Origin of the sequence: Rossellomorea marisflavi, from assembly GCF_009806575.1 — a bacterium.
Classification (GTDB): domain Bacteria; phylum Bacillota; class Bacilli; order Bacillales; family Bacillaceae_B; genus Rossellomorea; species Rossellomorea marisflavi_A.
In genome coordinates this window covers 659,613-686,365 of record NZ_CP047095.1, presented here as the reverse complement: position 1 = coordinate 686,365, position 26,753 = coordinate 659,613, and the positions used below count along the sequence as shown (strand labels likewise).

Sequence of the window (26,753 nt, the reverse complement as noted above, 5' to 3'; positions counted from 1 at the left end):
GACAAGGGCCGAACGTTTCTCAATAATGAATGAGTACCCATTTATTAAAGGAGCTTTTAATCATGAAGACAGAAACCGCTTCAAAGGGCATGACAATTGATCATGATCCTTGGGAAGCCTACCTTGACGTCGATGAACACGGGGATATGACCCTTTCGAACATCGAATTCACGACGACGACCCTCTGCAATATGAGATGCGCACACTGCGCCGTCGGTTATACCCTTTCGCCAAAAGATCCGAGCGCCCTTCCGATCGACATGATCCTGGGAAGACTCGACGAGATCAAGACACTCCGTTCCCTTAGTATTACCGGCGGGGAGCCGATGATGTCCAAGAAATCCGTGGAGAATTATGTTCTTCCACTCTTGAAATACGCTCACGAGCGAGGCGTGAAGACGCAAATCAACTCGAACCTTACCCTCGACCTGGATCGATACCTGATGATCGCCCCGTATCTTGATGTGCTCCATATTTCCCACAACTGGGGAACGACGGATGAATTCATCGATGTCGGGTTTGCCAATATGGAACGGAAGCCTACCAGGGAGCAGCGCCAAAAGCTGTTCGACCGTATGATCGAGAACAGCCGCGCCCTTTCAGAACGTGGGGTTCTCGTCTCTGCGGAAACGATGCTCAACAAAAGCACCCTGCCGTATCTTGAGAAAATCCACCGCCAAGTAGTGGATGAAATGAAGTGCGGGAGGCATGAGATTCACCCTATGTACCCATCAGACTATGCCTCTAGCCTTGAATCATTAACCCTGAAAGAAACCTCCGATGCAATCCGCGATATTCTCTCATTCCGTGACGAGAATGTATGGATGCTCTTCGGGACACTGCCATTTTATCCGTGCAGTTCTTCAGATGAAGACCTTGAACTTCTTCAGACACTGTACAAAAGCAAAAATGTGAGCGTGCGTAATGATCCGGACGGCCGTTCACGCCTGAATGTGAACATTTTCACTGGTGATGTGATCGTCACCGACTTCGGTGATACACCGCCGCTCGGGAATATCAAGACCGATACCCTTCCCGAGGTATACGACCGCTGGAAACAGCAGCCACTCGCAAAAGAGCTGAACTGCCATTGTCCTGCAGCACGCTGCCTGGGACCGAACGTTCTTGTGAAATCTATGTACTACAAAGACGTGGACTTCTCGACCCGGGAAGCCAGGATCACACGTTAATGAGAAAGGGGCTTATGGCTCCTTTCTCTTTTTTTCATCTGATGGGCAGTGCAAAAATGAACTGCTCCCCGATTTTCCCTATTTTCCTCCGCCCCGTATCATGATAGCCTGTCTGCCTGTATAAGGTTTGAGCCGGAATATTTTTGTAATTCACGGCCAACACGATTTCATTGCAGGATACAAACTCCAGACTGACCCATTCCTTCATGATCTGCATGGCTTTTTTTGCATATCCTTTTCCTTGCTGTCTGTGATCGATCGACAACGCTGTCAGAAGCATGGCATGTGGATTGTCCGTGTATTCCTTCACCCTGTCTGTGGAATGCAACAGGAAGAAACCCACCGGCGTCTCTTCTGCAAGGATCACCACCCGGAACCGCCCTTCCGCTTCTTCCCACACCTGTTCAGGCAGAGCGGTGAATTTCGCCTGTTCAGGCGGCAATTGAAATTCTTTCAAATACTCGGCATGCTTTTCCTGAAATAAGCTCAGCGCTACTTCCCCTATCTGCGTCATATGCCACCCCTCCTCCTCTTCATCGTACCAAAATCGCCTACCATGTGCCCAGGCACGAAATCACGAACCGCCCATATCCTATATCATCATGAAAAGAAGGTGATGTGTATGACGAAATACATGGATTATGCTGCTGACTCCGCTCAGTTCAGCTTCGACCTGAATAAAAGCCCGCTTTTCAAACTCAACAGCCAAAACCTGATCAATGTCCTGGGCGTCCAGCATCTGAACACCCTTGAAAACTCGTCCCTTCTTGATATCTTTCTCAGCAAGGGGTTCTATGTGGAGCCCCACTATCATCAGAATGCATCTGAACTTGTGTACTGCATATCCGGTGAAGCCAGGGTCACCCTCTTGAATCCCTTCACCCGGCAGCTGATCAATGAAGTCATCACCCCTGGTATGGTGGCCAATGTCCCTCAAGGCTGGTGGCATTATGAGGAGGCCCTTACGGACGATACGCATCTTCTGGCCATCTTTGATGCCCCGACCCCTGAAGTCATCCTTGGCTCCGATATCCTCGCCCTTACTCCTGCGAATGTGATGGCGGAAACATATTGTATCGACGAGAATATGTGGAAAGATGTCACGGAACCGATCCATCCGGGTACATACATCGGTCCGGCCTGCAAGGCGGAACGACCGGTGTCCCCGTCCTATTACCAGCCAGCCCCGATCCGCTACGTGTAAAAACAAAAAGCACTGCGGAATCGGATTCCGTAGTGCTTTCATTGTCGTCGGTCCCTTGGAACGAGTTCTTCCAGTTGTGGATCGATCTGATGATATTCTTTGCTTTTAACCTGCGCTGCATAGTTCCTCGCCTTGCGTGCTTCATACCAGAAACGGGCGCTGACGATCACAACCAGTGCCAGGCTGAAGATCATGAGATACATCGTGTTCACCTCGCTCAATTCAGAATATTCTAATTATTATATCACGTCACGCAAACGAAAAAAAGGGGGAATCTTTTAGTTACCCGATTCCCCCTTCTTTAAAACCTATCTTGGTGTTTCAGTGGCCATGAACCCGAAATGGACATGATCCTGAATCGGAATCCATGCACCGACTCCCTGTGAGGTCACGTTCTTGACGACGATGGAACGCTTCGTGCCTTTCATGACAAGGTATACTTCACCGTAGGTGACCTTCCCTTTTTCATTGATAGCGGGAGCATACGCATACAGATACCCCATGCGCCTAGGGGAGATGTTATACACCTGATCTTTCTTCGTACCTGCTCCGACAATCGTCTGGAAAGCAAGAGGCAGATCGGATTTTTCCGTTGCTTTGATAAGCATCATCTTCTGGACGTCTTCTGCATGTGGAACCTTGGCTGTGAGTCCACCCTTGACGGCTTTCTGGGATTCCTGAACATAATGGATCTGATGATTGGCCGTCCCTCCGCGGTTATCGAAATAATTCGTATTGACCTTCTGGAACTCCCAGTTCGGGGACGTTTCACTTGATGAATAATTTAGCGGCCATTCCCCAAGATAAATCGTGGCCCGGAGACCGATCGTCGGTGCCGAGTTGATCGTCGACTCATTCAGGATCTTGATGAGGTTTGGATTCTCGATGTCCACATTCGATGTCTCAATCAGTTTCTGTGCCCATTCACTCGGCTGCAGATAGGGCTGATCCTGAGTGGAATTGGGATACGTATTCTCTTTCGTGATGGTCAGGACGGAATTGGGCACCTTGACCTCGGAGCGGGAAGGCGCTGCAGGGGCCGGCTGCTTCTTCGGCTCCTTTTCGGCGTGAAGGACTGCCGTTCCTGTTATGAAGAAAAGAAGAATGATGGTGATGATGCGAATGGCTTTCATATAGTGGTGACTCCTTTCAATTCTCTGTTTGCCATTAGCTTTTCCTCCGCTTGCCACCTTATCCACCTTCTCATCTAAAAAGAATTTGGAAACAACAAAACCGGCCGTGATCGCCACGACCGGTCTCCCTTATAGCAAATAAAACCCGATGCCCATGATGACATAGGCTGCCAGGAGCGTCGCCCCCTCGAACCAGTTCGTCTCCCCGTCATTGGAGATGACGATGGTCACAAGGACCGCCGACACCATGGCAACGAGCTCTGGAATGGTGAATACAAGAGGCATGTTTGTCTGGAAGAACAGTGAAACCAGCACCAGGACCGGTGCCACGAACATCGCCACCTGAAGCGTAGAACCGACGGCAATCTCAACTGCCACATCCATCTTATTCTTGAACGCCATGATGATGGCGGATGCGTGCTCGGCGGCATTCCCGACGATGGCCACGATGATGACCCCGATGAACAGTTCGCTCCATCCGAAGGTACGTCCTACTTCCTCGAAGGTATGAACGAGGCGCTCCGACACATACGCGACAGCCACCGTGGCTAAGAGAAGGATCAGGATTGCCTTTCCCTTGCTCCATTCCGCCTCTTCCTCCTCATGAGCCTTGGCACTTTCATTCTGCTGATACACACCGCGATGGGTCACCAGCTTGAAGAACAGGGCACACAGGTAGAGGGCGATGAGGATGATGGAGATCCCTATACTGAGCGTCATGGTCTTGGACTCGTTCATCTCCATGGAGAAGATCTCAGGAATCACAAACGCCACGATCACGGCAAACATCAAAAGCCCTGAATTATGCCGGGCATCAAACACATTGAATTTCTGACGTTTGTACTTCACTCCCCCGATAAAGAACGAAAGACCCGCGACAAGAAGCAGGTTCCCTAGCACCGATCCCGTTAAAGACGCCAGGACCACTCCGATTAGCCCTGCCTTCAAAGCAAAGATCGAAATGATCAGCTCTACCGCATTCCCGAACGTCGCGTTCAACAGTCCCCCGATCCTCGGACCGGACACCACGGCCAGACTCTCCGTCGCCCTCCCCATGAACGCTGCCAGGGAAATGATCGTCAAACAATAGATCACAAACATCAGAACACTCGACCAGTGCATCAGCGACCCCGCCACCGAAAGCGGAACCCCCACAAACACCAGGCCAGCAAATACCTTATTCATACCTGTTTCCTTCTTTCCGAATAAAAATATGATTCCACTTGCTTCTATTAAAGATTATCTTGTTCAAACAACGGCTAATTATCCCACTCCCCTTCCTTACAAGCAATGCCCTTTGTGAAGGTTTTATTCCCTCCTGTTATGAAAATCAATCCTCTTGTGTCCACGCGCTCACGAAATTAAACTGGGCATGTGGTCGTTTGGTTGAAATGGAGATAGAAAAAATACGTGGACCGTTCCTTTCCGCTACAGGCGCTTGCTTTCCGCGGGGAGGAAGTCGAGCCTCCTCAGCTCCGCTTCCGGGGTCTCGACCTTTCCTCTATTCCCGTCGGAGTCAAGCGCCTTTCGCTTCAATGCACTCTTTGCTTTCACAAAAGTGAGCGTTGGTCGGTCATTGCGTGCATCCTAACTAACAATAAAGCACAAATCTCTTTTGAATATGATTTTCTTAGGATTATACGATGTGTGTTGATTCAGGTGGAAATCACTCCTGGGATTGAGATAGAGAAAATACGTGGACCGTTCCTTTCCGCTGCAGGCGCTTGCTTTCCGCGGGGAGGAAGTCGAGCCTCCTCAGCTGCGCTTCCGGGGTCTCGACCTTTCCTCTATTCCCGTCGGAGTCAAGCGCCTTCCGCTTCAATGCACTCTTTGGTGTTATGAAGCATGCAAAATGGATAATGGGAAGGATACCCTCATTAAATAAGGAAATCTAAGTAGGGAATCCAAGAATACCGTCAGTCCACGATGGCTATTTCCATCAGAAGTATGTGTTGTCTCTCGTGGCAAAACGATGCGATGTAGACCTTCCATCCACCCTCCTAATCACCAAAGAGTGCCTTGCAGCGGAGGCAGGTCGACTCCTGCGGTTAGGGGGGCGGGGGAGACCCCGCAGGCACGAGGAGGCTCCACCGATCGCCCCGCGGAAAGCGACCAGCCGCAGCGAAAAGGCACGGTCTTCATTCTCCCTTAACCCTTCATAAAAATAGATCGGGATGCGGATCCACCTATCTTTGACCGGATGATGGGAACATCCAAGATTGCCTTGCAGCGGAGGCGGGTCGACTCCTGCGGTTAGGCGGACAGGGGAGACCCCGCAGGCACGAGGAGGCTCCACCGATCTCCCCGCGGAAAGCGACCCGCCGCAGCGGAAAGGCACGGACCCATCATCAATAAAACTCGATAAAAATAAAACAAAAAAAGCCGCCACCCATCAGGAATGACGACCACACCTCAATACTCCTTCGACCTCGACTTAACGAAAATCAACCCCAAACACAAGAACACAATAAACACCAGATACAACACATTCACCATCTCCACACCCGACCAGTGCCATACCCCGAGCAAGATCTCCTTCATATGATAAAACGGATTGATATCCACAAAAAACTTCAAATACCCAGGAAGCTGATCCGTCGGGAACATCAACCCTGATCCGAACAGCACATACTGGAACATGATGATCGTATATGGAAGCACCTGACGCGAGTTCTTGAACAGATTATGCGTCGACAAACTGAACAACAGCGTAATCCCGATCACGATCACAAACGTCAACAGGAACACGATCATATGATCCGTGATGGTCGTTTTGAAGACGAATACCCCGATCGCGAGAATCTGGGCAAATCCCAAAAGCGAAAGCAGCACACCGCGTATGACGTACGTGAAAATGATCTGATAAATGCTGATGGACGACAGTACGAGCCGCTTATGAATCCCCCGCTCCTTCTCCGTTACATACTGCAGACCGATATTGAAGAATAGGACAAGGAATGAAATGAGTAATCCATAGATCGGGATATACGGTCCGAAGTTCTCAGCCCCGCCAATCGTATTACTGAAGATCTTCATGAAGACGAAAAAGAAGATGCCCGGCAATATCATGATGGGAAGGGCGAAGAAAGGCTCCCGGAAGAAGACAAGGAAATCATACTTACTAAGTTTGATCAGCGATTTATTCATTGGCCGCCTTCCTTTCTTTGATCACGTTGAAATAGGCTTCTTTGAAGTAAAGGGTGCCATGCTTATGCTTCAGCTCCCTCGGATTTCCGCGTTCTGCAATCATGCCCTTGTTCAGGATGATCACTTCATCGGCGTACATATCCACTTCTTCAAGGGAATGGGTGGACAAGATGATGGTGGCTCCCTGCTCTTTGGCAACGGAGATATTCGTCCACAAATCGTTCGTTGCTTCCGGATCGAGACCCGTCGTAGGTTCGTCCAGGAAGAGGATCTTCGGTGAGTTCAGGAACGCACACGCGAGGAGGATCCGTTTTTTCCACCCGCCAGACAGCTTCTCGAACTTCACGTTCAGATGTGATTCGAGTGAGAAGATCTCGATGACGTGGCGGACACGCTCTTCACTGATGTTATGGAAGGATGCAAACAGGTCGAGGATCTCGGCAATCTTGAGATATGCGTACATCCCGCCTTCCTGGAAGACCACTCCGATATTCGAGCGGATCTTAGACAGATTCGCTGCTTTGGACAGGTCCATGCCGATGAGCTCTACTTCTCCTGAGTTCCACGGCTTCAAGGTCATGAGGATCTCGAGGAGGGTCGTCTTTCCCACCCCGTTCGGTCCCATCACGGCCAGGATTTTATTTTCCTCCACCTTGAAGGAGATATTGTTCAAGATCGTTTTCGAACCATAGGCTTTATTGAGGTTATTCACATTGAGGATCATGGTTACCAACCACCTTCTATGTCGATTAATTTGGAATTGAAGCTATCGTTATCAAATGCAAAGGCACCGTTGATGGGAAGCTGGACATCTTCTGCCAAGTGTTTGAGCGTTTCTTCATGAATGAAATAAAGGATCCGCTGGATGAGACCCGCTTGGATCATGGACTGGGGAACGGTAGGAAGGGCAGGCGTCCCACCATGGATCTTCCTGAAATCCGTGTATCCATAGCTTTCTTCTTTTAGCACCAATGGTCCGACGGTGAATTCATCGGTGTAGCATCCGTAGTGGACGGCGATCGATGAAGCGATCTGGCCCAGAGCCCTCTCTGCATCGATCAGATTCAGTTCAAGAAGCCGGTTATCGATGATCCAGACACCCTCCTGGTCCTCCGGGGCGACCCATTGGACCCGCTCACCGTAAAGCTCTTCAACCGAACTGGACCCGTGCATGGTCAGGAGCTTTTGAAGCTGGATATCCTCCCGTTCCCTCGACGAGGGCTCCACGATCGAGACGCTCATCCCCAATGATGACAGGGTCCGGCTGAGGGTAAGGCTGGTTTCACTGATTCCCCAGAGGATGAAGGTTTTCTTCCCTTCAGATCCCCGATAGGTTTCATAAAGCGATTCCGGACGGATTGACCTTCCGAACTCATACTGTATGTAATCCTCTTTCAAAGCGGGACTTGTGAACCCCGCTTGGTCGAACAATTGCGGATGTGTCTGCAGCAGCTTGATGGCAAGCTTTCCTTCAATGCTTCCACTCAAGCTTTGAAAGGAGACGAAATGCCTCAGGACCGCTTCAAAATCCAGTTGGACCTTTTCGAATTGAGGACCGAGATTGCATTTGAGGATGATCTTTTCTTCCTTTTTATCAAGAACGATGACCTCACGCCGGTCCCTCGGATTGGATAGGATCATATAGTCGTCTTTCAACCTGATCACTTGATTCTCCATCGTCATCCTCCTAGTAGCGTATACAGCACCATCTTGTCGTCCGTGAGCTGCAGCATATTTTTAATTTCCCCTTCATGGAACCCTCCCAGCGGCACGGACGAGAGACCGAGGCTGGTACAGGTGAGAAGGAAATTTTGTGCCATGTGGCCGGCTTCGAGAAGCATGATCCTGTATGAAAGATCCATGTACTTTACCGATAGATCACTATCATTGCCCACCAGTACGACGACGCACTGGGCTTCCTTCAATGAGAAGAATCCGACGTCCGTGGAAGCGCTCAGCAGGGGAAGCTTCGCCAGATCGAGATCCTCCATTTCCACGAGCGTCCCTTCATTCACATTGAGCTTGTACACTTTTTCCTCGAGAAGCCCTGATGCCACGGAACGGATGGTCGGAAGCAGGTAGATTTCCAGGGAATAGAACTGGCCGCCGGAAGGGTAGGTACGCTTTTTTTCCAAAGGCTCGCTGATACCGAAGCTGAATAGCAGGAGCTCCTTCAGTTCTTCTTCTGTTACATCCCTTTCGCCGAAATTCCATGATGTCCTCCTGTTTTTCATCACTTCGGCAAAGGTTTTTCCTCCTGCCTGATCAAATCGTCCCGGGTCCATATGCCATTTGACACGCTTTCCCTTCGAATCAAGGTCCCGGACCTCGTATTCCCGCCTTGGCGCCTTCCTCATCTGCATGAGCGGAGCATGACTTGACGACCGATGGTAATTCCGGTATCGCTGTGTTGTATCCCCTGCACTGAATGTAAAATCCCACTTCACTTCGCAACCGCTCCTTCTTTCTCACTTCCCGCGATCATCGCCACGGTGCTCTCCAGATTCGGCGGCAGGCCGATCCGATTGTTATACATGTGGATGTGTGAGAAGATCAAATACGGGAGAAGATTCCGCTTTCCCTTTCCGTTGATCCCCTCCACGATCTGGCTGATCCTATCCAGCTCCAGAGAACCACTCTGCCCGCCCATGGCCCGCTGCTTCCAGTACAGGGTGCGGAACCGCTCCCTCTGTACTGGATCGATGCTTCCTTGATCGAATCGGGACCAGAAGGCATTGTACCGACGGATGAGCTCATGTCCCTCTTCCTCTGTCAAAGCCCTGAGCATGTCGATGAAAAAGTCGCATGCCAGGAGCAGCCGCTTAGGTATCGCAGGACCCGCAATGCCTTCCAAATGCTTGAGGGCCAGCAGGCTGCTTTGATGAAAGATGGCCTCCGATTCTGCCATCACGTCTTCCCCACCATACCGCTCAAGCTCGGGTTCGTAGGGGATTTCCTTTATTGCCCCGTCTTCCATCCAATAAAGCTCCGCATCATCCGGCACCGTGCCATCAAAGAGTTGACGGCTGTAGAAGGCTTCCCTTTCCAGTGTGAAAGGGGGCTGGTAGTCCCGGAAAAATGCACGGCACCGCTGCTTCAGCTCGCTGATCACATCGTTTGCATGCTCTGATTGGAAACGGAAACGGATATGGGGACCACCTTGCCAGTAACGGATGAAAAAGAAGGAAGAGACGTGCGTATCATCCACGATTCCACGCACCACCTGCTGAAGGAATCGATCATGCTCACTCATGTCATGGATGAAGATATGATAAGAATGCCAGTTCACTAGATTCACCTCCATGATTGCCGGGTAGCGGAAGTTCCGGATCCGAATAGGCATCCATATAGCTTCGACTCCCCTGTTTGCTTCAAGTATGCGTCATTGATATTTTTGAACGGGCGGGTGAAGTGCCCTTCTCCGGAAAAGGCAGCAGACATCTCCTGCACGCACATACCGGCGAGGACATGGGCGTGGATGAATGAAGCCAACTCACCGTTTCGGACAGATAAGATGATGGCAAGGGGCAGACCATCCAGGTTCATCGACCGTTTCCCTTCATAGAAAAGATCATTCAGACTCTCGAACCCTCCCATCCTCTTCGGTCCGCCAGATTCCATTCGATAGACCCCTTTCTCCATACCATCAACCGACTGCACAAAGAATGTCATCGACAGCGCCTCATAGCGTCCGGCTATCTCGAGCAGCCTGGCAAACGTCCTCCCTTCCATGACAGAGGGGCGGGCGAACAGACCCAGCCTTCCGTTGAAGGATGTCCGGGCGCCCCTTCCCCTCCCTTCCATGGTTCCGGGAAGTGCCGGGATGGAAGGGGTGACTGACGCCGCTCGGGACATCCATCGCTCCATTCCAAGAAAATGAAGCTCTTGAACGAAGTTATCTTGGATGCCGACCCCGTCTTCACCGATATCGTCCCATCCGGCTTCGATGGAAACCGGCAGCTCCCCTTCATAGAATTCGATGAGGTCTCCTTTCCGGAACGGGGCGAGGGGATGCATTTCATTATGGTTCCTGAAGGTAAATCGCCCTCTTTTCACTGCTGGATAAAGGTCGGCAAGTATGTGACCGCACTCCATCAGGGCCAGTGGGAATCCAAACTCACCATATACCCCGCACACCCTGAACAGGTCGATGCAAAGGGAGAACCGATTCTCGCTTCCGCCACGCCCAACGAAGGCGAAACGGTCCCGGCCTGCGTCGTAGACGTATCGGTTTCCGCCAGCAGAGAAAACCGGTACGAATGGATGGATGCCCCTTGGAGAAGGAACGGATTTACTGAAAGGATATGGACTGAGGGGATCATAAGAAGTATAGGCAAACGTCCTCCTGATCCACTCCGCCGCTTCTGCCGGTACGTTCACCCCGTCCCGATATTCCAAGACAGTGGTTGTCGGCATCCTTCTCATCGAATAGGCATACCGGTTGCGTTCGTATCGCTCCTCCGTAAAATAAGGAAAGGGATCGACTACGGGAAGGGGTGCGGTTCGCATCCTACCTCCACCTCTCCTTCACTCCACGCTTCCAATCGTTCCATATTCAGCCTCTCGTTCTGCTTCCCGAATGTCATGGGCTGCAGGGACGGGATGAACACCTTCACCACCGAAAGCCCCATCTCATCGATGAGTTCATTCCCCATGTCGGTGAAATACACCCGGGGATGGTGCTCCATTACCTTCTCGACGATTCCTTTAAATGAGAACGGGAAACGCGGAGCCATCTCCTCCACACGGATGCGCTCAAGATCGGCCATCCGATCGAAGAGATAGTCGAATGCACCGCTGTTCTCCCTGAAGGCATAGTAGTTCACGTGATCCTCCATGTGGGTGACGTTTTCCGGGCTGCCGATCAGGTGGGAGAGGCCCGGCTTTTCAGCTCGGAGCTTCTCTTCATACACGATGACCGAGGTACCCGCTTCCACAAGGGCCGCGAAAATCGCTGCTTCGGGATCGAAGTGTGAGCCTGCGGCATTGTAGAGATGAAGCTGCCCATCTGGATCAGTGTTCCGGAGCAGGACCCATACGGCTGGGACCTCTGTCTCGAGGGTGATGTCGAATAAGTATGTCTCGTATCCGAGCTGATCAAGCGTACGGAGGATCCCTTTCACATGGGGACTCGCCAGGCTTTCCTGATTAATGATCCGTGGAAGGCGCTTCGTATACCAGTGGACGAGGAAGCAATCCCGCTCCACCGCCTCGAGGATCGCATACACCAACGCCTCTTCCACACTCCCACCAAGGGCAGTCCCATTGGACGTCTCGTATAGGAAGCGGGTTTCACCCCTCAGGAGCTGATTATCGAAGTACATCATCTGCTCCGGGATCAAGAATGCCTCTCCGGTCCCGACCTCCTGGCAGCTCGTCCAGTGGAGCTTGAGGTCGGGATCAAGGGGCTTGCGCAGGATGTAACGCCCGGGCGGCACCACCTTTTTCTTCTGTGCCACCAACTCTTCATAGGAGGCAATGATGGGTGCCTTGAATCTCGGAACCATGCTTGAATACCGTTCAAGGAGCTCAAGGATGGCTGCATTCCTTGATTCCGCGATCCCCGTCGTGCGCCCATATGAATAGAACGTCCGATCATGGATGTTCGCTTCGATGGCGTACATGGGGATGATATTCGATTCTGCATCGCGGAAGAGTGCCTTACCGACTCCCGTATCAGCATCTATCAGTTCATCTTCATACCGTTTCAGAAGCTGTGAGATCTCCCTTCCTGATTTCACCCTGAAATGGGGTTCGTCTGTCAGATGAAGCTCCGTTTTCCGCTCTTCCTCCCATTCCACCCCGCACTCGGGACAGAACGGATTCTTGCGGAATTTCTTCCAAGTCACCGACCACGACCGCTTATCGATGACGAGGACGCGATTGATGAATGAATGGAGATCCACTCCATCGAGGTCGATCTCACAATCCCTTTCACCAGGTCCTCTCAGCTCATGGTCAAGGATCGAAGCAAGGTTACTTCCGTTTGAGGTAAGATATGAGGTGAAGCAGGTAAAGCAGGCGTGTCCGCGCTCCTTTTTCCACGGCCCTACGAAAAGATGGCTGCTTCGGTCCATGATGGGAAGCCCGGTTTCAGTTGTGACCGTCATCCCGCATCCCCCCTTTCAAACTTTCCGACATAAAGCCCTGCGTCTTCCACTTCGCCCTGGTAGATCCATGCCGATTCCGTGATCGGGATGTCCGAAAGCTCACGGGTCAGCTCTGTATGGATATGGGATGGGGGCTTCTGTTCTAGGGGGAAAGGGATCGTTCTGACCACAGCATCCAGCGTCCCTTCACAAACTTCAAGACCATTGAGCAGATGACCGGTCACCCATGCAAGCGCCCGACTCAGTTCCCTGCCAAGCTCGATCTCCGCCGTACCTTTGTAGAGCACCCGGCGGTCTTGGTCCACCAGGTATAAGACGAAGACATCTTCTCGGAACAGTGTCTCAAGGATGACCGCGATCTTATTGATTGAGTCCGTTTGTGTCAAGATCGAACCGATGCGTTCTTCATATCGTGCCGGCAACGGAGCAAGTTCGACGAATTCCCCTGTCTTACCGAGGAAAGGGATCATCCCCCTGATATAAAATCGCTCCTTTGAGTAGTCTGCTACCCACCCACTGTCATCGATGCTGCCCAGATACCCTTCGATTCCCCTTGTCAGGGCGTGGATGGCCGCATCTTTATACTCATAGTCGATGCTTCGATGCGTAAAGTCCTGGAAACGGATTTCATACGGGGCCACATGGAGGTGAACGGGAAATTCCGGGTCTCCCTCATTGATGGACACATCCAGGGAATGAAAGCTCGTCCACCGCCCTTCAAGCTTTTGGATGAAGGAAAGGTCGGGATCCACGTCCAGGAACGTCCTCTCATACAGCGGGAGGGTCGAGGTGACATCGGCTTTCCCCATGACGGCAGACTCACCGGTGTCATACAGGACGTGCACGAACTTCTTGCGATGGGGATTCACGATATACTTGACCCATTCCGCCAGTGCCCTTACACCTGCAACCCGTTTTCCCAGTTCCAACGGACCCCCGCTCCGCTCTCTCTTTACGAGGCCCTTAGCTAGGTGAAGATCGCCTTCATTCTCATGAATGAAGAAAGCATGATGACCATTGTCATGAAGAATGACAAAATCCCCGGGGTCTGCATGACCGTCTCCATCGATCCAGCGTATGGTCCGTTTTTCCCCTTCGCCTGTCTGCAGACCGTTCTCGTTGAGAAGCCTGGAAATGGATGGTGGCGCATCGATCACATCGACCGGGGTCGAGACGATCTTATCCCACACCGCCCTGTAGTCGTCATAGGCGTTCTCCACGTAACGAAGAAGGAAAGGCTCATTGTCGTGCAAGGGTTGATCAAGGAGCCCCTGGTTGAGACAGAACTTGAGCACCCTTTTATAGTCTGTGGACTTCCCGTCCAGATCTGCGGAGGAACCGCCGTTGAACTCCCCCAGGATCCCAAGGAACTCTTCATACAGCCCCTTTTCCATCCTCACCTTCTGAAGCGTGTCATTCTTCTGGATATGAAGCACATCTGAACTCTCATCAAATGACGGGAAGAAATTCGTTCTCGTTTTAAGGAACAAAGGACTCTCCCCTTTCTTTGAGGATCTCGTCCCATGTGGTCCCGTTCTCCTCAAGGATGAACCGGCTCACGATATAGCAGGCCACGTTCTTCTCATTGAAGGAGACGCCGATCATATGGATGAACTTATAGACCACGTTTATTAAATACTTGAAGCGGGCATGCTCTTCGTGGTCGAGGAGTCCCTCGATATTCCTCGCCATGAGTTCATCATGGAATCCACTCCCGATCTCCCGGATGTTTTGATAAAGGAGCTCCCGCTGCTCACGGTGGGAATAATATCCTTCCTCTTCGCCTGCCAGACCTTCAAGATTGGCCGTGATCAAGGAGTCGATGCTTCCGATCGTCTCGCTCCAATCCGTGCCGAATGCTTCTTCGTAGTCCCTTCCTGCAAAAAGCTCCCGGGGGTTCAATACGTCGTACACCCGCTCGTAGGTGTTTATGTATGCCTGCTTTTTCTTCATGGATTCAGCAATGGCGAGGACCCCCTCGATATTGGATACATATACGAGAACCGCGTATTTCTCCTCAAAGCGCGAGTAAGGGAGCACATCCCTGAAGAAGCGGGCGGTATGGCTGATCTTCGCCGTCTGATCCATCCCTCTCCACTGTGACAGGTGGCGATTGATGAAGGCCTGCATCTTGAATAGGGCTTCGGTATGGACCTTCAAGTGAAGGAATGAGTGGAACCTCTTCTTCACATAGGACTCCGGGATGGTGCCGGCCTCTACCTCAAGATGATTGAGATGGCTCACGTCGCGATGCTCGCGTCTCTCCATCCCTGCAACCACTGCCGTGTTCTTTTGATAGGCTGCCAGATTGCGAAGGATCTCCCCTTCGTCGATTTCTCCATGTTCCCTATTGCAGTGGGAACAGAAACGGGACTTTACGTCTCCCAGGTTCACATCCCCCTCCAGCACGACCCTATAGTTCGGACCCCGAACCAGTCACGCTCGGCATGGAAGGGGACACCGAGTTCCATGAAGTAAGGAATCACCCAGTCGACATACACCTTCTTCTTCTGCTCCTCACTCCCGAAGAAGAACAAGCGGATTTCCGTCAAATCAGTCAGGCTTTTCATCCATGCTCACCTCCACCTGGTATTCTATGTTATGATTTTCGCCCCCGCCTGCCGGATAAAGCTCCTCCACAACCAATCTTGATTCTTCCTTCAGAAGCTTGACCCATTCTTTGAAAAACAAGGGGGAAAATAGATTCATATATTGAGGTTTCATATCCGATCGATTCGATTTATCAAAGTCGTAGGTCTCTGCGTCCACGATGCGGCTCACGAAGAATTCAAGGGGCAACCCGAGCTCCTTGAAGCGGGTGACCGTCTTCCGGTAATGATCGTACACCTCTTCCTCCTGCAGGAAGTGTGACGTATCGAGGAGCCATTTCTCCCTCATGATCACCAGATGTCCAAGATGGAGCCTTGGGATGTGATCGATCACAGGCCGGGTTTCCTCATGGATTTCCCAAAGTTTCACCAGACCGGGATCGAACCTCGGCGTCAGCCCCGTCGAAAGCATCCGGATGCTCGGGGGCATCATATAGTCGACAAGACTTCCGATATAGTCAATCTCAAGCGGGCCATCCTCTCCGACAATCTCTATGAGCCCACTCTCTTCGTTGTAGCGATAGTGAAGATCGTTACTCCAGAGGGCCGTTTCATCGGCTGGATTCGTCTTGCTTCCCGGAATGAGGAGACGTTGGTTCAGGAACGTCTCATGCCGATTCGCGTTGAAACCGAATCCCTCGCGTATCTCAAGGACATCCGGGCACATCTGTGCGACATATTCCTTGAATAGGGAATCTCCATAGATCGACGGGCTGTATTGGAAATAGCGGGTGAACAGCTTCATATGCCCCGCATAAAGCTTGTTCAGAATATAGCCATCCTCTGTTTTCTGGAAGAGTGCTGTAGAAGAGAGATGTTCTTTGCTAAATCCGGTCCGCTCAATGAATGAATCGTACAGAGCAAGGATTTCATCGCCGATGAGTCGGCCGTCCCCATGCTTTGCTTTTTGGAAAAGGTCCCGGATCTCCCCCTTGATCTCCTCCATGACCTGTCCGCCAGGTGATTTTAAATCGTCGACACCAGCCAAAATATCGGTCCAGTTCGTGAATTTCATCACTTCTTCCATATACAAGTCACGCACTTCTTTCTTCCTGACGGCCATGGACTTCCCTTTGTAGCGTTCGCGGAACCTATGGGCGAACTCATACTTGAACTGAAGCGGGATACTCGTCAGGATGGCAAGCTTCTGAACGATGCCGAGCTCACGGATGAAGGATTCATCCAGTTCGAGATCGGTGCTAGCTGGTGCCAGATAGTCCTCATAGAATAGATTTTCTTTTGTGAACGTATAACCGAAGGCTTCCTCGATCCTTGCAAGACGACCCATGATCTTGGAATAGATCCCGAAGCGTTCCTTCCACCCTGATCGCCGATATTCATCCACCAGGCCGTCGATCACTTCCATCGTCTCGACGACAAGATTGATCTTATGGTGCTCAGGCAGGGAGCCGAGCTTCTTGTAAAAATCCCCGCGTACATCCTTTGCGTACTCATCAAGTTCAAAATCGGCATACAGGATCCCTTTCTTCAGAAGGCCATCAACAAAGAAGCGTTCCGCCTTCTCCTCTGAAGTGAAAGGCTTAAGGAGGGAGAGGACTTCTTCATAAGCGATGGGACGATTGAAGTTGGAGAGGGCAGAGAAGATCGGATTGTCCTTCGCGATAAAATGGTTTTCGATGTTGTTAAAGATTTTCCCCCGGTTCAAGTCGATCCGGGAAGTGAAATCCACGATTCCATCTTCATGCCTACCGGAGTAGAGGTACGAAAGATAAGGGATGAAGGCGGGATCGTTGGCAATGAGCTGAAGGATTTTTTGCCATATGTAATAATTCAATTCAATCTGATAATGGGGTGCAGGAGCTTCTGGTTGGGGTGTGAATGATTTCAGGTCGATACTCGTGAATGAGCTGAACGGACTGGTTTTGAAGGTGGAACGGGAGGCGATCCGAAGCAGTGTGCTATCGATTTTCTTCACCTTTGATTTATGCGTGTCCGGCGGGGTGGACAGGAACTTATCGAGCTTGTGATGCATCTGATGATTCACCAAGGGCAGCGGATTCGTCACGACCGGCTTTTCTTTGAAGAGGGTCCACAGATGTTTACGGTGACTGGCCTCGGTTAATTGGAAAAGCGCTTCACCGGCAGCACGATCTTCTTCGATGAAGTCGCGTACCAGACGGTATTCCTCCAGGGCGTCCGTCACGGCTTCTTCCTCCTTGAGGCCTTTCCGATTGAAGACCTTCCGCTTCACATTCAGGAGGGAGGGATCTTTCGTTTCGTGAAAGTCGACTTCAAGTGCCGCCACCACTTCATCCTTCATGCGCTGGAACGACTCCAGGTGCAAATGGGATTCAGTGACAAAATCAACGAGCTCAGTGGAACGGAGTGGTGCGAAATCGCTGTAGGATAGCGTGTTTTCTCTGATCAAGTACCACGGGAAGAGCATTTTGTATACCACACTCCATATGTATTTTCTGTAAATTCAAACTACTTAAATCGTAACAAACGATCGGGTGCCCTTCTATCGTTTCGGAATAAATTCCAACATTCAGGAGGTAAGTCCCGGTTTCAAACGACTTGATTTGGGGTAAAGGGAGACCCGAAAGCCGGTCCCCCTTCATTGCATCAACCGCCGCAGCTTACGCAAGCGCCACAGCTGACACATGAACATGATCCGCAACATGACGTACTTCCTGATGAACTGGACCCACTAGTAGCCCCTGTTTCTGATAACATCATCGATTCTGATACTTCCATCACTTCGATGGACTCTATTTCTTCTAATAAGGATTCGATTTTAAGAGTAGTAGTCATCATTAGTCCCCGATTCTTCAGAATTCGTTATCCGCAGCTTGTACAACCGCCACAGCTCACGCAAGAACATGATCCGCAGCATGATGTACTTCCTGATGAACTGGATCCACTAGTCGCACCAGTTTCTGATAGCATCATGGATTCTGACACTTCCATGACCTCGATGGATTCGATCTCTTGAAGCAAGTCTGCTACTTCGTTATTTGCCGCCTTTATCATTTCATTTCCTCCCCCGATCGATTTTAGCCTCCACAGCTGGTGCAGGCACCACAGCTAACACACGAACATGATCCGCAGCATGACGTACTTCCCGATGAGCTCGACCCACTCGTCGCCCCGGTTTCCGACAGCATCATGGACTCTGATACTTCCATCACTTCAATCGATTCGATTTCCTGAAGCAATGACTCCACACTGTTCAATGTCCCATTACTCATGACCTTTTCCCTCCCTCCCCTTGGAATCATGAAAATATTACCACACTGTCAATAAAGGATTCTAGTTGAATTTTATTAACTTTTCTGAATTGTTTAACAATAACTATACCTGCATAGCACCCATTTTTCTTCCCTTCACTTCTCAGCCAAAATGAGAAAGATATATTAAAAATACCGCTATCTAGTCCGAATGAATCAACACGTCCAAATGACTAGAAATAGATCTGCAACTCCTTTATGGTGTGATGGAACAACGTTTGAACATGAGAACATTTTTGTAGTGATCCGTACCCCCTCCTAATACTAGTTCCCCTGACCCACTTATATATAATGAAAAATATTCTTTCAGGAATAATATTAATTTCATCATTAAATTCTATCCCCCACTATTTACAAGGTTCGATTACCTCATGATCTATTATTTAACTTTTCTACTATAATGATATTTTTTTATATAAGTCACCACTTTTTTTCTTGCCTTCTTCCCTTTTCAATCCTTTTTTCGATCATATGTCCTAAACCCTGACAAACGGTTCATCCTCATATTGCCAAAATGAGGGGAACCCGTTACCATCTAAGAGTAACCAACATAGACTGGAGTCCGTGCATATGAATAAACAATTATCGTTTCGTTTCTGGGTCCTTGTGGCCATCGTGTCGATCTCGGGATTCTCACAGGGGATGCTCCTCCCCCTGATCGCCATCATATTTGAACAGGACGGCGTGTCTTCTTCCTTGAATGGATTGAATGCCACTGCGTTGTATATCGGGATCCTTATTGCTTCCCCTCTCATGGAGAAGCCCCTTCAGAAGATCGGGTATCGTCCCATGATCATCATCGGTGGCATCACCGTGGCCGCCGCCATGCTTCTTTTCCCTCTATGGAAGACCTTCTGGTTCTGGTTCTTCCTCCGACTCTGCATCGGGGTGGGGGATCATATGCTTCACTTTGCAACTCAAACCTGGATCACGTCGTTTTCACCGAAGGAACACAGGGGTCGCAATATCTCCATCTACGGGCTGTCCTTCGGGATCGGCTTCACCGTCGGGCCACTCATGACCCAGCTTCTCGCCGTTCATGAGGCGCTTCCGTTCATCATCTCTTCCGTCATGACGCTCATCGTCTGGGGCTTCGTCTTCAAGCTGAAGAATGAGTTCCCCGAAACAGAGAATATGGGGGACGCCACCTTTGTCGGATCATTCCGCCGGTTCGGGAAAGTGCTGCGTTACGCATGGGTCGCCCTTTTGCCTCCCCTCGGATACGGATTCCTTGAAGCATCGCTGAACGGAAACTTCCCCATTTTCGCCCTTAGGAACGGGATATCCGTCGATGCCGTGGCGGTCCTCCTTCCTGCTTTCGCGGCGGGAAGCATCTTATCACAGCTTCCATTGGGGATACTGAGTGACAGGATCGGCAGGCAAAGTGTCCTGATCATCGTGATGATCATCGGGACCGGCTGTTTCACTGCTGCGGGATTCGTCTCCCATTCCACCATCGGCCTCTTTACGTGCTTCGCCCTTGCCGGGATGGCCGTCGGATCGACCTTCTCCCTGGGGATCAGCTATATGACCGACCTCCTGCCGAAAGAGCTCCTGCCTGCGGGCAATATCATGTGCGGGATCTTCTTCAGCTTCGGGAGCATGATCGGTCCGTTCATCGGTGGAGTGACGATCGAGAAGCTTGAGGGACCAAGTTTCTTCTATATGATTGCCACCATGCTGCTTGTCATTTTCATCAGTCTGGTGACCTTTTCCCTTCAGACAAGGCGCAGGGAAATAGCGGAAAAATACTAGCACATAATCCTTTCCTTCTCCATATAGATGTGATAGTATAAATTATAATAATTATAAATTACTGATTTGAAAGCTTGGATCTCAATAGTTTTGCTGTCATCCTACCCGATGGCAGCTTTCGTCGTTTTATAAGGGTACTGATGTTGATTATTATTCTCATTGAGAACCATTCTTTATCAATTAGTTCCATCACACTAGAGGAGGAATCCACTATGAGTTCACAGTCCAAAGCGCTAAGCCTGGGGAGTACCGGCAGCAAGCTCCCATTCCTTGAAAAGATCAAACCCCATGCCGAACTGATTGCCGCCCTTGTCAGCGGGGTCTTCATTCTCCTCGGCTGGCTCTTCTCGAAGGATGAGTCCTCCCTGAGCATCATCTTCTATCTTCTCGCATTCATCATCGGCGGTTTCGCCAAGGCGAAGGAAGGAATCGAGGAGACCATCGAAAACAAAGAATTGAACGTGGAGATGCTCATGATCTTCGCTGCCGTCGGCTCAGCCATCATCGGTTACTGGACAGAAGGCGCGATCCTGATCTTCATCTTCGCGGTGAGCGGAGCCCTGGAAACGTACACGATGAACAAGAGCCAGAAGGAGATCTCAGCCCTTATGGAGCTACAGCCTGAAGAAGCCTGGCTCATCACAGAGACCGGTGAGAAGAAGGTGCAGGTCAGCTCCCTTGATATCGGGGATCTGATCCTCATCAAACCGGGCGAGCGCGTACCGACGGACGGGATGGTCGTCAAAGGCAGCACCTCCATTGACGAGGCCGCCATTTCGGGAGAAGCGGTCCCTGTCACCAAATCAGCGGATGATGAAGTGTATGCCGGAACCGTGAACATCAACGGAGCCATCACGGTCAAAATGACAAAACCGAGCAGTGAGACCCTGTTCCAAAAAATCATCGATCTCGTCCAATCGGCCCAGTCGGAAAAGTCGCCTTCCCAATTGTTCATCGAACGGTTTGAAGGGACCTACGTCAAGGTTGTCCTTGCCGTCGTGGTCCTGATGATGTTCCTTCCCCACTTCGCATTGGGGTGGAGCTGGAATGAGACCTTCTACCGTGCAATGGTGCTCCTCGTCGTCGCTTCACCGTGCGCCCTGGTGGCGTCGATCATGCCGGCGAGCCTCTCTGCCATCTCCAACGGGGCACGCCACGGAATCCTTTTCAAAGGCGGAGCACATCTGGAGAACCTGAGCAATCTGAAAGCCATCGCATTCGACAAGACCGGGACGTTGACAAGAGGAAAACCGGTCGTCACAGACTTCCTGACTTCTGAAGATGAAGCAGACACCCTTCAAGTGGTCGCTTCCATCGAGAATCAGTCGAATCACCCCCTCGCACAGGCCATCGTCAAGCACGCCCGCAGCGGAGGGATCCAGCTTACCCAACCCGATTCTCTTGAAGACATCTCGGGCTGGGGAGTCAAGGCCGTCATGGACGGCTCCGAATGGAAGATCGGAAAGGCCGATTTCATGGGCACCGCTGCATCCGATTTCATGGATGGCAGGTATGAAAGCTTGGCGTCTGAAGGAAAGACGACGGTATTCGTCGAGCGTGACGGTGTCATCATCGCCCTCATCGCGTTGAAGGACGTTGTACGAAAGGAAACCGTTGACGCCCTGAAGCTCCTTGCCGATGAAGGCGTTGAAACGATCATGCTCACCGGGGATAATGAGAAGACCGCCCGTGCCATTGCACAGGAATCAGGCGTCTCATCTTTCATTGCTGAATGCCTTCCTGAAACCAAGGTGGATGAACTCAAGCTTCTGAAACAGGACTTCGGGACCGTCGCCATGGTCGGTGACGGAATCAACGACGCGCCTGCCCTTGCCACAGCCAACGTCGGAATCGCCATGGGTGAAGGAACAGATGTCGCCTTGGAGACAGCCGATGTCGTCCTGATGAAAAACGATCTGACCCGGATCGCAGAAGCCATCAAGCTGTCAAAGCGCATGAAGCGTATCGTCCAGCAGAACGTCGTCTTCTCCATATCCGTCATCATGCTCCTGATCGCGTCCAATTTCCTTCAAGTCCTCGATCTTCCATATGGGGTCATCGGCCATGAAGGCAGTACGATCCTGGTGATCTTGAACGGGTTGCGATTGCTTCGTTCATAATCACATCCAAAAAGACCTCAGCCGGAGAATGTACTCACCGGCTGAGGTCTTTCTATGTTGCTTGTTTACTGTTCTTTGAACGGAAATGTTTTGCCCTGACGCTTCGTCTCGTTCACCAACTGGAGTTCTGTCGCATCGAAGTCAAGGGCTGCAAGCTGCATGGCATTCTCAAAGACGATGCGGTCAGATGCTGATACTTCCTCTTCGTCCATCGTATAGTGGACAATCGCAAGACCGTCTTTAAGAGAAACCTCCTTTACTTCCAGCCCTTCTGTTATGGCTGATGCGTAAAACGCGTCCTCTTGATCAACGGTCTGCATCATCTCGATGGTTTCCTGGAAGGACAATGGCTCTCCGCCAGCCCCTTCATTCAACTCACCTGTTGGAATGAACCATGTTTGCTTCCCTTCTTTATCATAGATGGTGTAGTACCCTTGTGAGTTCCCCCTTTCGTCTTCCACCACGATCGGGGCATCCACCATCCGTTCGGCTACCATGATCTTCTCTTCACCTTCCGGATTGACAAACGTGATCTCCTCAATGCCATAAAGATGACTGATCCCGATCAGCGAATCATAAAACATCTTATGCTGCGCAGAGGTGGCAGAAAGAAGGTTTCCATCCTCTTGGAAATCCACCTTAAGGTTTGCCCCATCGACCGTCAGCTTGGTGTAAGATTCAAGGATCTTTTGTTCCGATGGATCATTCTCCATAAGAGAAGCTGTCAGACGCTCTTCCCTGCTCTGATCCCTTTTGTCATCCCGTTTGATTGTGAATATCGTCAAGAATTCTCGGCCTGTATCATAGTTGTCGGTTTCAATGAAGTAATCGGGGGGCACGTTCACTGTTTCGTAGGGGGCACCCTCGCCTTTTGCTTCTTCTTCATCGTTCTCCGTATCCATCTGTTCAGTCACTTTATCTTCTTCCTTGGCCCTCTCATCCACCTGCTTGACATCTGTGTCTGCTTCATCCTTTTCAGTGCTTTGACAACCTGTCAGAAGGAATGCCATGAAAACCACTCCTGCGATTCTCACCATTTTATTCACCTGAAAAGCCTCCTTTTTTTACCTATATCCCCTCTTCTTATCTTTATTAACATCAAAATTGTATTACTCAATAAAATCTCTCATCCTCTATATTTCTCCCAAAAACCAATTGACTTTATCGGAATAGTAAGATATCTTATATCTAATCAGAATACTGCCGATTGGACAACCAAAGGCCCTAGTCGAAACACATGACTGGGGCTTTCTTGTTTTTCATCTTCTGTAATGAAAAAATCATGGAACTAATTCCGATTAAGTGAATATGATTAGTTTAAATTAGAATATCCCAGTGCTGATCAGACAAACTGAAGGCCGCCGCTTATTACACATAGCGCGGTCTTTTTTTGATAAAAAAAACAATAAACGAGGGGGAACTCACATGGTTAAAAATGCATTGATTGGAATCATCGTAGCTCTTGTATTTTATGCTTCAGGCTGCAGTCAGGGCGAGACCACCAGTAAAAAAGGGAACGATTCAAAAGAAGCTGTGGAATTACTGAACGTATCCTATGATCCGACAAGGGAGCTTTATCAGGAATTCAATAAGGAATTCGCCAAGCACTGGGAAGAAGAGACAGGACAGAAGGTCACCATCCAGCAGTCCCATGGAGGTTCAGGAAAACAGGCACGATCTGTCATTGATGGATTGGAAGCGGATGTCGTCACCCTCGCCCTCGCCTATGACATTGATGAAATTGCGGCGAAACGCGGCATCATTTCAGAAGACTGGCAGTCGAAGCTTGAAGACAATTCCACCCCTTATACGTCCACCATCGTATTCCTGGTACGGAAAGGGAATCCAAAGAACATCCAGGACTGGGATGATCTGATCCGTGACGACGTATCCGTCATCACACCGAACCCGAAGACATCGGGAGGAGCGAGATGGAATTACCTCGCAGCATGGTCCTATGCAGACAAGACATTCAACGGTGATGAGAAGAAAATCAAGGGATATATGAGGGATCTATTTAAAAACGTCGAGGTCCTGGATTCAGGCGCACGTGACGCGACGAACTCCTTCGTTCAACGGGGACTGGGTGACGTGCTGATTGCCTGGGAGAATGAAGCATACCTCTCCATCAACGAGCTTGGGAAGGATGAGTTCGAAATCGTGAATCCAACACTCAGCATCCTTGCCGAACCACCTGTAGCCGTCGTGGATAAGATTGCCGAGAAGAAAGGCACAGCCAAAGTCGCTAAGGCCTATCTTGAGTATCTCTATACAGAGACCGGTCAGAAAATTGCCGCTGAAAATTACTACAGGCCGCGTGATCCTGAAGTGTTGAAGGAGTATGCCGACAAATTTGCCGATATCGAGCTGGTGACTGTGGATGATGCATTCGGTGGCTGGCAAAAAGCACAGGAAACCCACTTCAATGATGGGGGAACATTCGACGAAATCTACGCTGAATAGCACGAAAGGTAACAGGTGATCACATGATTAGAGGAAAAATCCGCTCAACCAAACACCATAATGTATTACCTGGATTCGGTCTGACAATGGGGTACACGACGCTCTACCTGAGCATCCTTGTACTCCTTCCCCTTTCCATGATCTTTTTCTACACCGCCAGGATGGGGTGGACCGAGTTCGCCGATACCGTGTTGGATCCAAGGGTGGTGGCTTCCTATAAGCTGAGCTTCGGAGCCTCCTTGGCCGCCGCCCTCATCAACGTGGCGTTCGGCGTCCTTCTTGCATGGGTCCTTGTCCGCTACCGCTTTCCGGGCAAGAAAATCATCGATGGACTCGTCGATCTGCCATTTGCCCTCCCTACAGCCGTAGCTGGAATCGCCCTGACGACGGTCTACGCTCCAAACGGATGGATCGGCAGCCTCCTTGGATTCAAGGTCGCATATACTCCGATCGGTGTCGTGATTGCATTGATCTTCATCGGGCTTCCATTCGTGGTAAGGATGGTCCAGCCCGTCCTTCAAAATCTAGAAAAGGAAGTGGAGGAAGCCTCCTCTTCCCTGGGGGCAAGCCGCCTCCAGACGTTCAGGAAGGTCATCTTCCCTGAGCTTCTCCCTGCGGCCCTGGCAGGCTTCACCCTTGCCTTCGCCAGATCCCTTGGGGAATATGGTTCTGTCGTATTCATCGCAGGCAATATGCCATTTAAGACGGAGATCACGCCCCTGATCATCCTGACGAAGCTCGAACAGTTTGATTATTCCGGGGCCACTGCCATCGCCACGGTGATGCTGGTGACGTCTTTTCTTTTACTGCTGGTCATCAACTTGATTCAATGGTGGACCAATCGCAAATTCATTCACGGTTAGAAAGGAGGGACCGCTTTGTCGGGTCACCTGCCAATAGAACGCTCAAACACTCCAATTATTCAGGCAAAAGGAACGACCGATCCCAAATGGGTGAAATGGCTGCTCATCACGATTGCCCTCCTGTTCCTGGGTCTGTTCCTGATCCTGCCTCTCATTACGGTCTTCCTTCAGGCATTCGATAAAGGGTTGGACGTATACATGGCAGCCATCACGCAGCCAGAAGCCTTGTCAGCCATCAGGCTGACCCTGCTCGTAGCCGTCATCTCTGTCCCTGTGAATGCCCTGTTTGGCATCGCAGCCGCCTGGGCGATCACAAAGTTTCAGTTCAGGGGCAAGAACATCCTCATTACGCTCATCGATCTGCCTTTTGCCATCTCCCCGATCATCGCGGGACTCATCTTCGTTCTGCTTTTCGGAGCACAGGGGGTATTCGGTGACTGGCTGTTTGAGCATGATATCAAGATCGTCTTTGCCGTCCCGGGTATCATCCTCGCCACATTGTTTGTCACCGTCCCCTTCGTTGCCCGGGAGCTGATTCCGCTGATGCAGGCACAGGGAACATCTGAAGAGGAGGCGTCCATCACACTCGGTGCAGGGGGTTGGAAAACCTTCCTCCACGTCACCCTGCCGAATATCAAATGGGCCCTGCTTTACGGGATGATCCTCGCAAACGCCAGGGCGATAGGAGAATTCGGTGCCGTATCCGTCGTATCGGGGCATATCAGGGGGCTCACGAACACCATGCCCCTCCATATCGAAATTCTGTACGGGGAATACCAATTTGCGGCCGCATTCGCCGTCGCGTCCCTGATGTCCATCATGGCCATTATCACACTTGTCATCAAAAGCTTCCTTGAGTGGAAGGGCAAAAAACAAACGGACGTCCATGTCCATTGATAGAGAGGGAA

At 50.7% G+C, this 26,753-nt stretch carries 25 protein-coding genes; 7 read left to right on the top strand and 18 right to left on the bottom strand.

The window, feature by feature from the left end; genetic code table 11:
* Positions 1-62 precede the first annotated feature (62 nt).
* Positions 63-1,190: a radical SAM/CxCxxxxC motif protein YfkAB gene (gene yfkAB, locus D5E69_RS03485; protein WP_048006880.1), complete on the top strand. Its 1,128-nt coding sequence runs from the start codon at positions 63-65 to the stop codon at positions 1,188-1,190.
* Positions 1,191-1,224: 34 nt separating this feature from the next.
* Here the strand turns inward: yfkAB and D5E69_RS03480 are convergent, their stop codons facing one another.
* On the bottom strand, positions 1,225-1,704 hold the full coding sequence (locus D5E69_RS03480) for a GNAT family N-acetyltransferase (protein ID WP_048006879.1): 480 nt from the start codon (positions 1,702-1,704) through the stop codon (positions 1,225-1,227).
* Between the two features lie 108 nt (positions 1,705-1,812).
* Between D5E69_RS03480 and D5E69_RS03475 the strand changes: the two genes are divergently transcribed.
* Entirely contained in the window at positions 1,813-2,394 is a 582-nt protein-coding gene (locus D5E69_RS03475; protein ID WP_048006878.1) for a cupin domain-containing protein, read from the top strand.
* Between the two features lie 38 nt (positions 2,395-2,432).
* Here D5E69_RS03475 and D5E69_RS03470 read toward each other — a convergent pair whose 3' ends face one another.
* The 16 genes from D5E69_RS03470 to D5E69_RS03390 all read right to left on the bottom strand — a co-directional run bounded on the left by D5E69_RS03470 (position 2,433) and on the right by D5E69_RS03390 (position 18,605).
* The gene (locus D5E69_RS03470; protein ID WP_156489368.1) at positions 2,433-2,606 is read right to left on the bottom strand and encodes a hypothetical protein; all 174 of its coding nucleotides are present in this window, start codon (positions 2,604-2,606) and stop codon (positions 2,433-2,435) included.
* A 96-nt stretch (positions 2,607-2,702) separates the two neighbouring features.
* Positions 2,703-3,527, bottom strand: a complete 825-nt coding sequence (locus D5E69_RS03465; RefSeq protein WP_159129178.1) for a YfkD famly protein — start codon at positions 3,525-3,527, stop codon at positions 2,703-2,705.
* A 129-nt stretch (positions 3,528-3,656) separates the two neighbouring features.
* The gene (gene cax / locus D5E69_RS03460) at positions 3,657-4,712 is read right to left on the bottom strand and encodes a calcium/proton exchanger (RefSeq protein ID WP_048016069.1); all 1,056 of its coding nucleotides are present in this window, start codon (positions 4,710-4,712) and stop codon (positions 3,657-3,659) included.
* A 1,227-nt stretch (positions 4,713-5,939) separates the two neighbouring features.
* A complete protein-coding gene (locus tag D5E69_RS03455; protein ID WP_048006874.1) occupies positions 5,940-6,674 on the bottom strand; it encodes an ABC transporter permease in 735 nt (244 codons plus the stop codon).
* A complete protein-coding gene (locus D5E69_RS03450) occupies positions 6,667-7,398 on the bottom strand; it encodes an ABC transporter ATP-binding protein (RefSeq protein WP_053072233.1) in 732 nt (243 codons plus the stop codon). The genes D5E69_RS03455 and D5E69_RS03450 overlap by 8 nt, the downstream gene beginning before the upstream one ends.
* Before the next feature lie 2 nt (positions 7,399-7,400).
* Positions 7,401-8,351: a hypothetical protein gene (locus tag D5E69_RS03445; RefSeq protein ID WP_159129177.1), complete on the bottom strand. Its 951-nt coding sequence runs from the start codon at positions 8,349-8,351 to the stop codon at positions 7,401-7,403.
* 2 nt (positions 8,352-8,353) lie between these two features.
* On the bottom strand, positions 8,354-9,121 hold the full coding sequence (locus D5E69_RS03440; RefSeq protein ID WP_159129176.1) for a SagB family peptide dehydrogenase: 768 nt from the start codon (positions 9,119-9,121) through the stop codon (positions 8,354-8,356).
* Positions 9,118-10,017 carry a thiopeptide-type bacteriocin biosynthesis protein gene (locus D5E69_RS03435; protein ID WP_213085576.1) on the bottom strand — a complete coding sequence of 300 codons (900 nt, stop codon included), beginning with the start codon at positions 10,015-10,017 and terminating at the stop codon, positions 9,118-9,120. Before D5E69_RS03435 ends, D5E69_RS03440 begins: the two co-directional genes overlap by 4 nt.
* Positions 9,969-11,183 carry a hypothetical protein gene (locus D5E69_RS03430; protein ID WP_159129174.1) on the bottom strand — a complete coding sequence of 405 codons (1,215 nt, stop codon included), beginning with the start codon at positions 11,181-11,183 and terminating at the stop codon, positions 9,969-9,971. The genes D5E69_RS03435 and D5E69_RS03430 overlap by 49 nt, the downstream gene beginning before the upstream one ends.
* The gene (locus tag D5E69_RS03425; protein WP_159129173.1) at positions 11,159-12,784 is read right to left on the bottom strand and encodes a YcaO-like family protein; all 1,626 of its coding nucleotides are present in this window, start codon (positions 12,782-12,784) and stop codon (positions 11,159-11,161) included. Before D5E69_RS03425 ends, D5E69_RS03430 begins: the two co-directional genes overlap by 25 nt.
* Complete coding sequence (locus D5E69_RS03420) at positions 12,781-14,274, bottom strand: hypothetical protein (protein WP_159129172.1); 1,494 nt, start codon at positions 14,272-14,274, stop codon at positions 12,781-12,783. The genes D5E69_RS03425 and D5E69_RS03420 overlap by 4 nt, the downstream gene beginning before the upstream one ends.
* A complete protein-coding gene (locus D5E69_RS03415; protein WP_159129171.1) occupies positions 14,264-15,178 on the bottom strand; it encodes a hypothetical protein in 915 nt (304 codons plus the stop codon). The genes D5E69_RS03420 and D5E69_RS03415 overlap by 11 nt, the downstream gene beginning before the upstream one ends.
* Positions 15,175-15,354: a hypothetical protein gene (locus tag D5E69_RS03410; RefSeq protein WP_159129170.1), complete on the bottom strand. Its 180-nt coding sequence runs from the start codon at positions 15,352-15,354 to the stop codon at positions 15,175-15,177. The genes D5E69_RS03415 and D5E69_RS03410 overlap by 4 nt, the downstream gene beginning before the upstream one ends.
* Complete coding sequence (locus D5E69_RS03405; RefSeq protein ID WP_213085575.1) at positions 15,338-17,812, bottom strand: lantibiotic dehydratase; 2,475 nt, start codon at positions 17,810-17,812, stop codon at positions 15,338-15,340. Before D5E69_RS03405 ends, D5E69_RS03410 begins: the two co-directional genes overlap by 17 nt.
* A gap of 383 nt (positions 17,813-18,195) precedes the next feature.
* Positions 18,196-18,303 (bottom strand): hypothetical protein, encoded by a 108-nt coding sequence (locus tag D5E69_RS24035; RefSeq protein WP_367024395.1) that lies wholly within the window; start codon positions 18,301-18,303, stop codon positions 18,196-18,198.
* A 107-nt stretch (positions 18,304-18,410) separates the two neighbouring features.
* Positions 18,411-18,605 (bottom strand): thiazolylpeptide-type bacteriocin, encoded by a 195-nt coding sequence (locus D5E69_RS03390; protein WP_079514794.1) that lies wholly within the window; start codon positions 18,603-18,605, stop codon positions 18,411-18,413.
* A 609-nt stretch (positions 18,606-19,214) separates the two neighbouring features.
* Between D5E69_RS03390 and D5E69_RS03385 the strand changes: the two genes are divergently transcribed.
* Positions 19,215-20,399, top strand: coding sequence for an MFS transporter (locus D5E69_RS03385; RefSeq protein WP_048012262.1), 1,185 nt, complete (start codon positions 19,215-19,217; stop codon positions 20,397-20,399).
* Positions 20,400-20,611: 212 nt separating this feature from the next.
* Positions 20,612-22,519: a heavy metal translocating P-type ATPase gene (locus tag D5E69_RS03380; RefSeq protein ID WP_148797094.1), complete on the top strand. Its 1,908-nt coding sequence runs from the start codon at positions 20,612-20,614 to the stop codon at positions 22,517-22,519.
* A gap of 65 nt (positions 22,520-22,584) precedes the next feature.
* On the opposite strand, the gene D5E69_RS03375 is transcribed toward D5E69_RS03380, so the two are convergent.
* Positions 22,585-23,565, bottom strand: coding sequence for a hypothetical protein (locus D5E69_RS03375; protein ID WP_148797097.1), 981 nt, complete (start codon positions 23,563-23,565; stop codon positions 22,585-22,587).
* Positions 23,566-23,944: 379 nt separating this feature from the next.
* Here D5E69_RS03375 and D5E69_RS03370 point away from each other — a divergent pair, with 379 nt between their 5' ends.
* The 3 genes from D5E69_RS03370 to cysW are packed head-to-tail and all read left to right on the top strand — an operon-like array spanning position 23,945 to position 26,742.
* Positions 23,945-24,982, top strand: coding sequence for a sulfate ABC transporter substrate-binding protein (locus D5E69_RS03370; RefSeq protein ID WP_048012259.1), 1,038 nt, complete (start codon positions 23,945-23,947; stop codon positions 24,980-24,982).
* A 23-nt stretch (positions 24,983-25,005) separates the two neighbouring features.
* Positions 25,006-25,845 carry a sulfate ABC transporter permease subunit CysT gene (cysT, locus tag D5E69_RS03365; RefSeq protein WP_159129168.1) on the top strand — a complete coding sequence of 280 codons (840 nt, stop codon included), beginning with the start codon at positions 25,006-25,008 and terminating at the stop codon, positions 25,843-25,845.
* A 54-nt stretch (positions 25,846-25,899) separates the two neighbouring features.
* Entirely contained in the window at positions 25,900-26,742 is an 843-nt protein-coding gene (gene cysW, locus D5E69_RS03360; RefSeq protein WP_370296134.1) for a sulfate ABC transporter permease subunit CysW, read from the top strand.
* Positions 26,743-26,753: the final 11 nt, after the last annotated feature.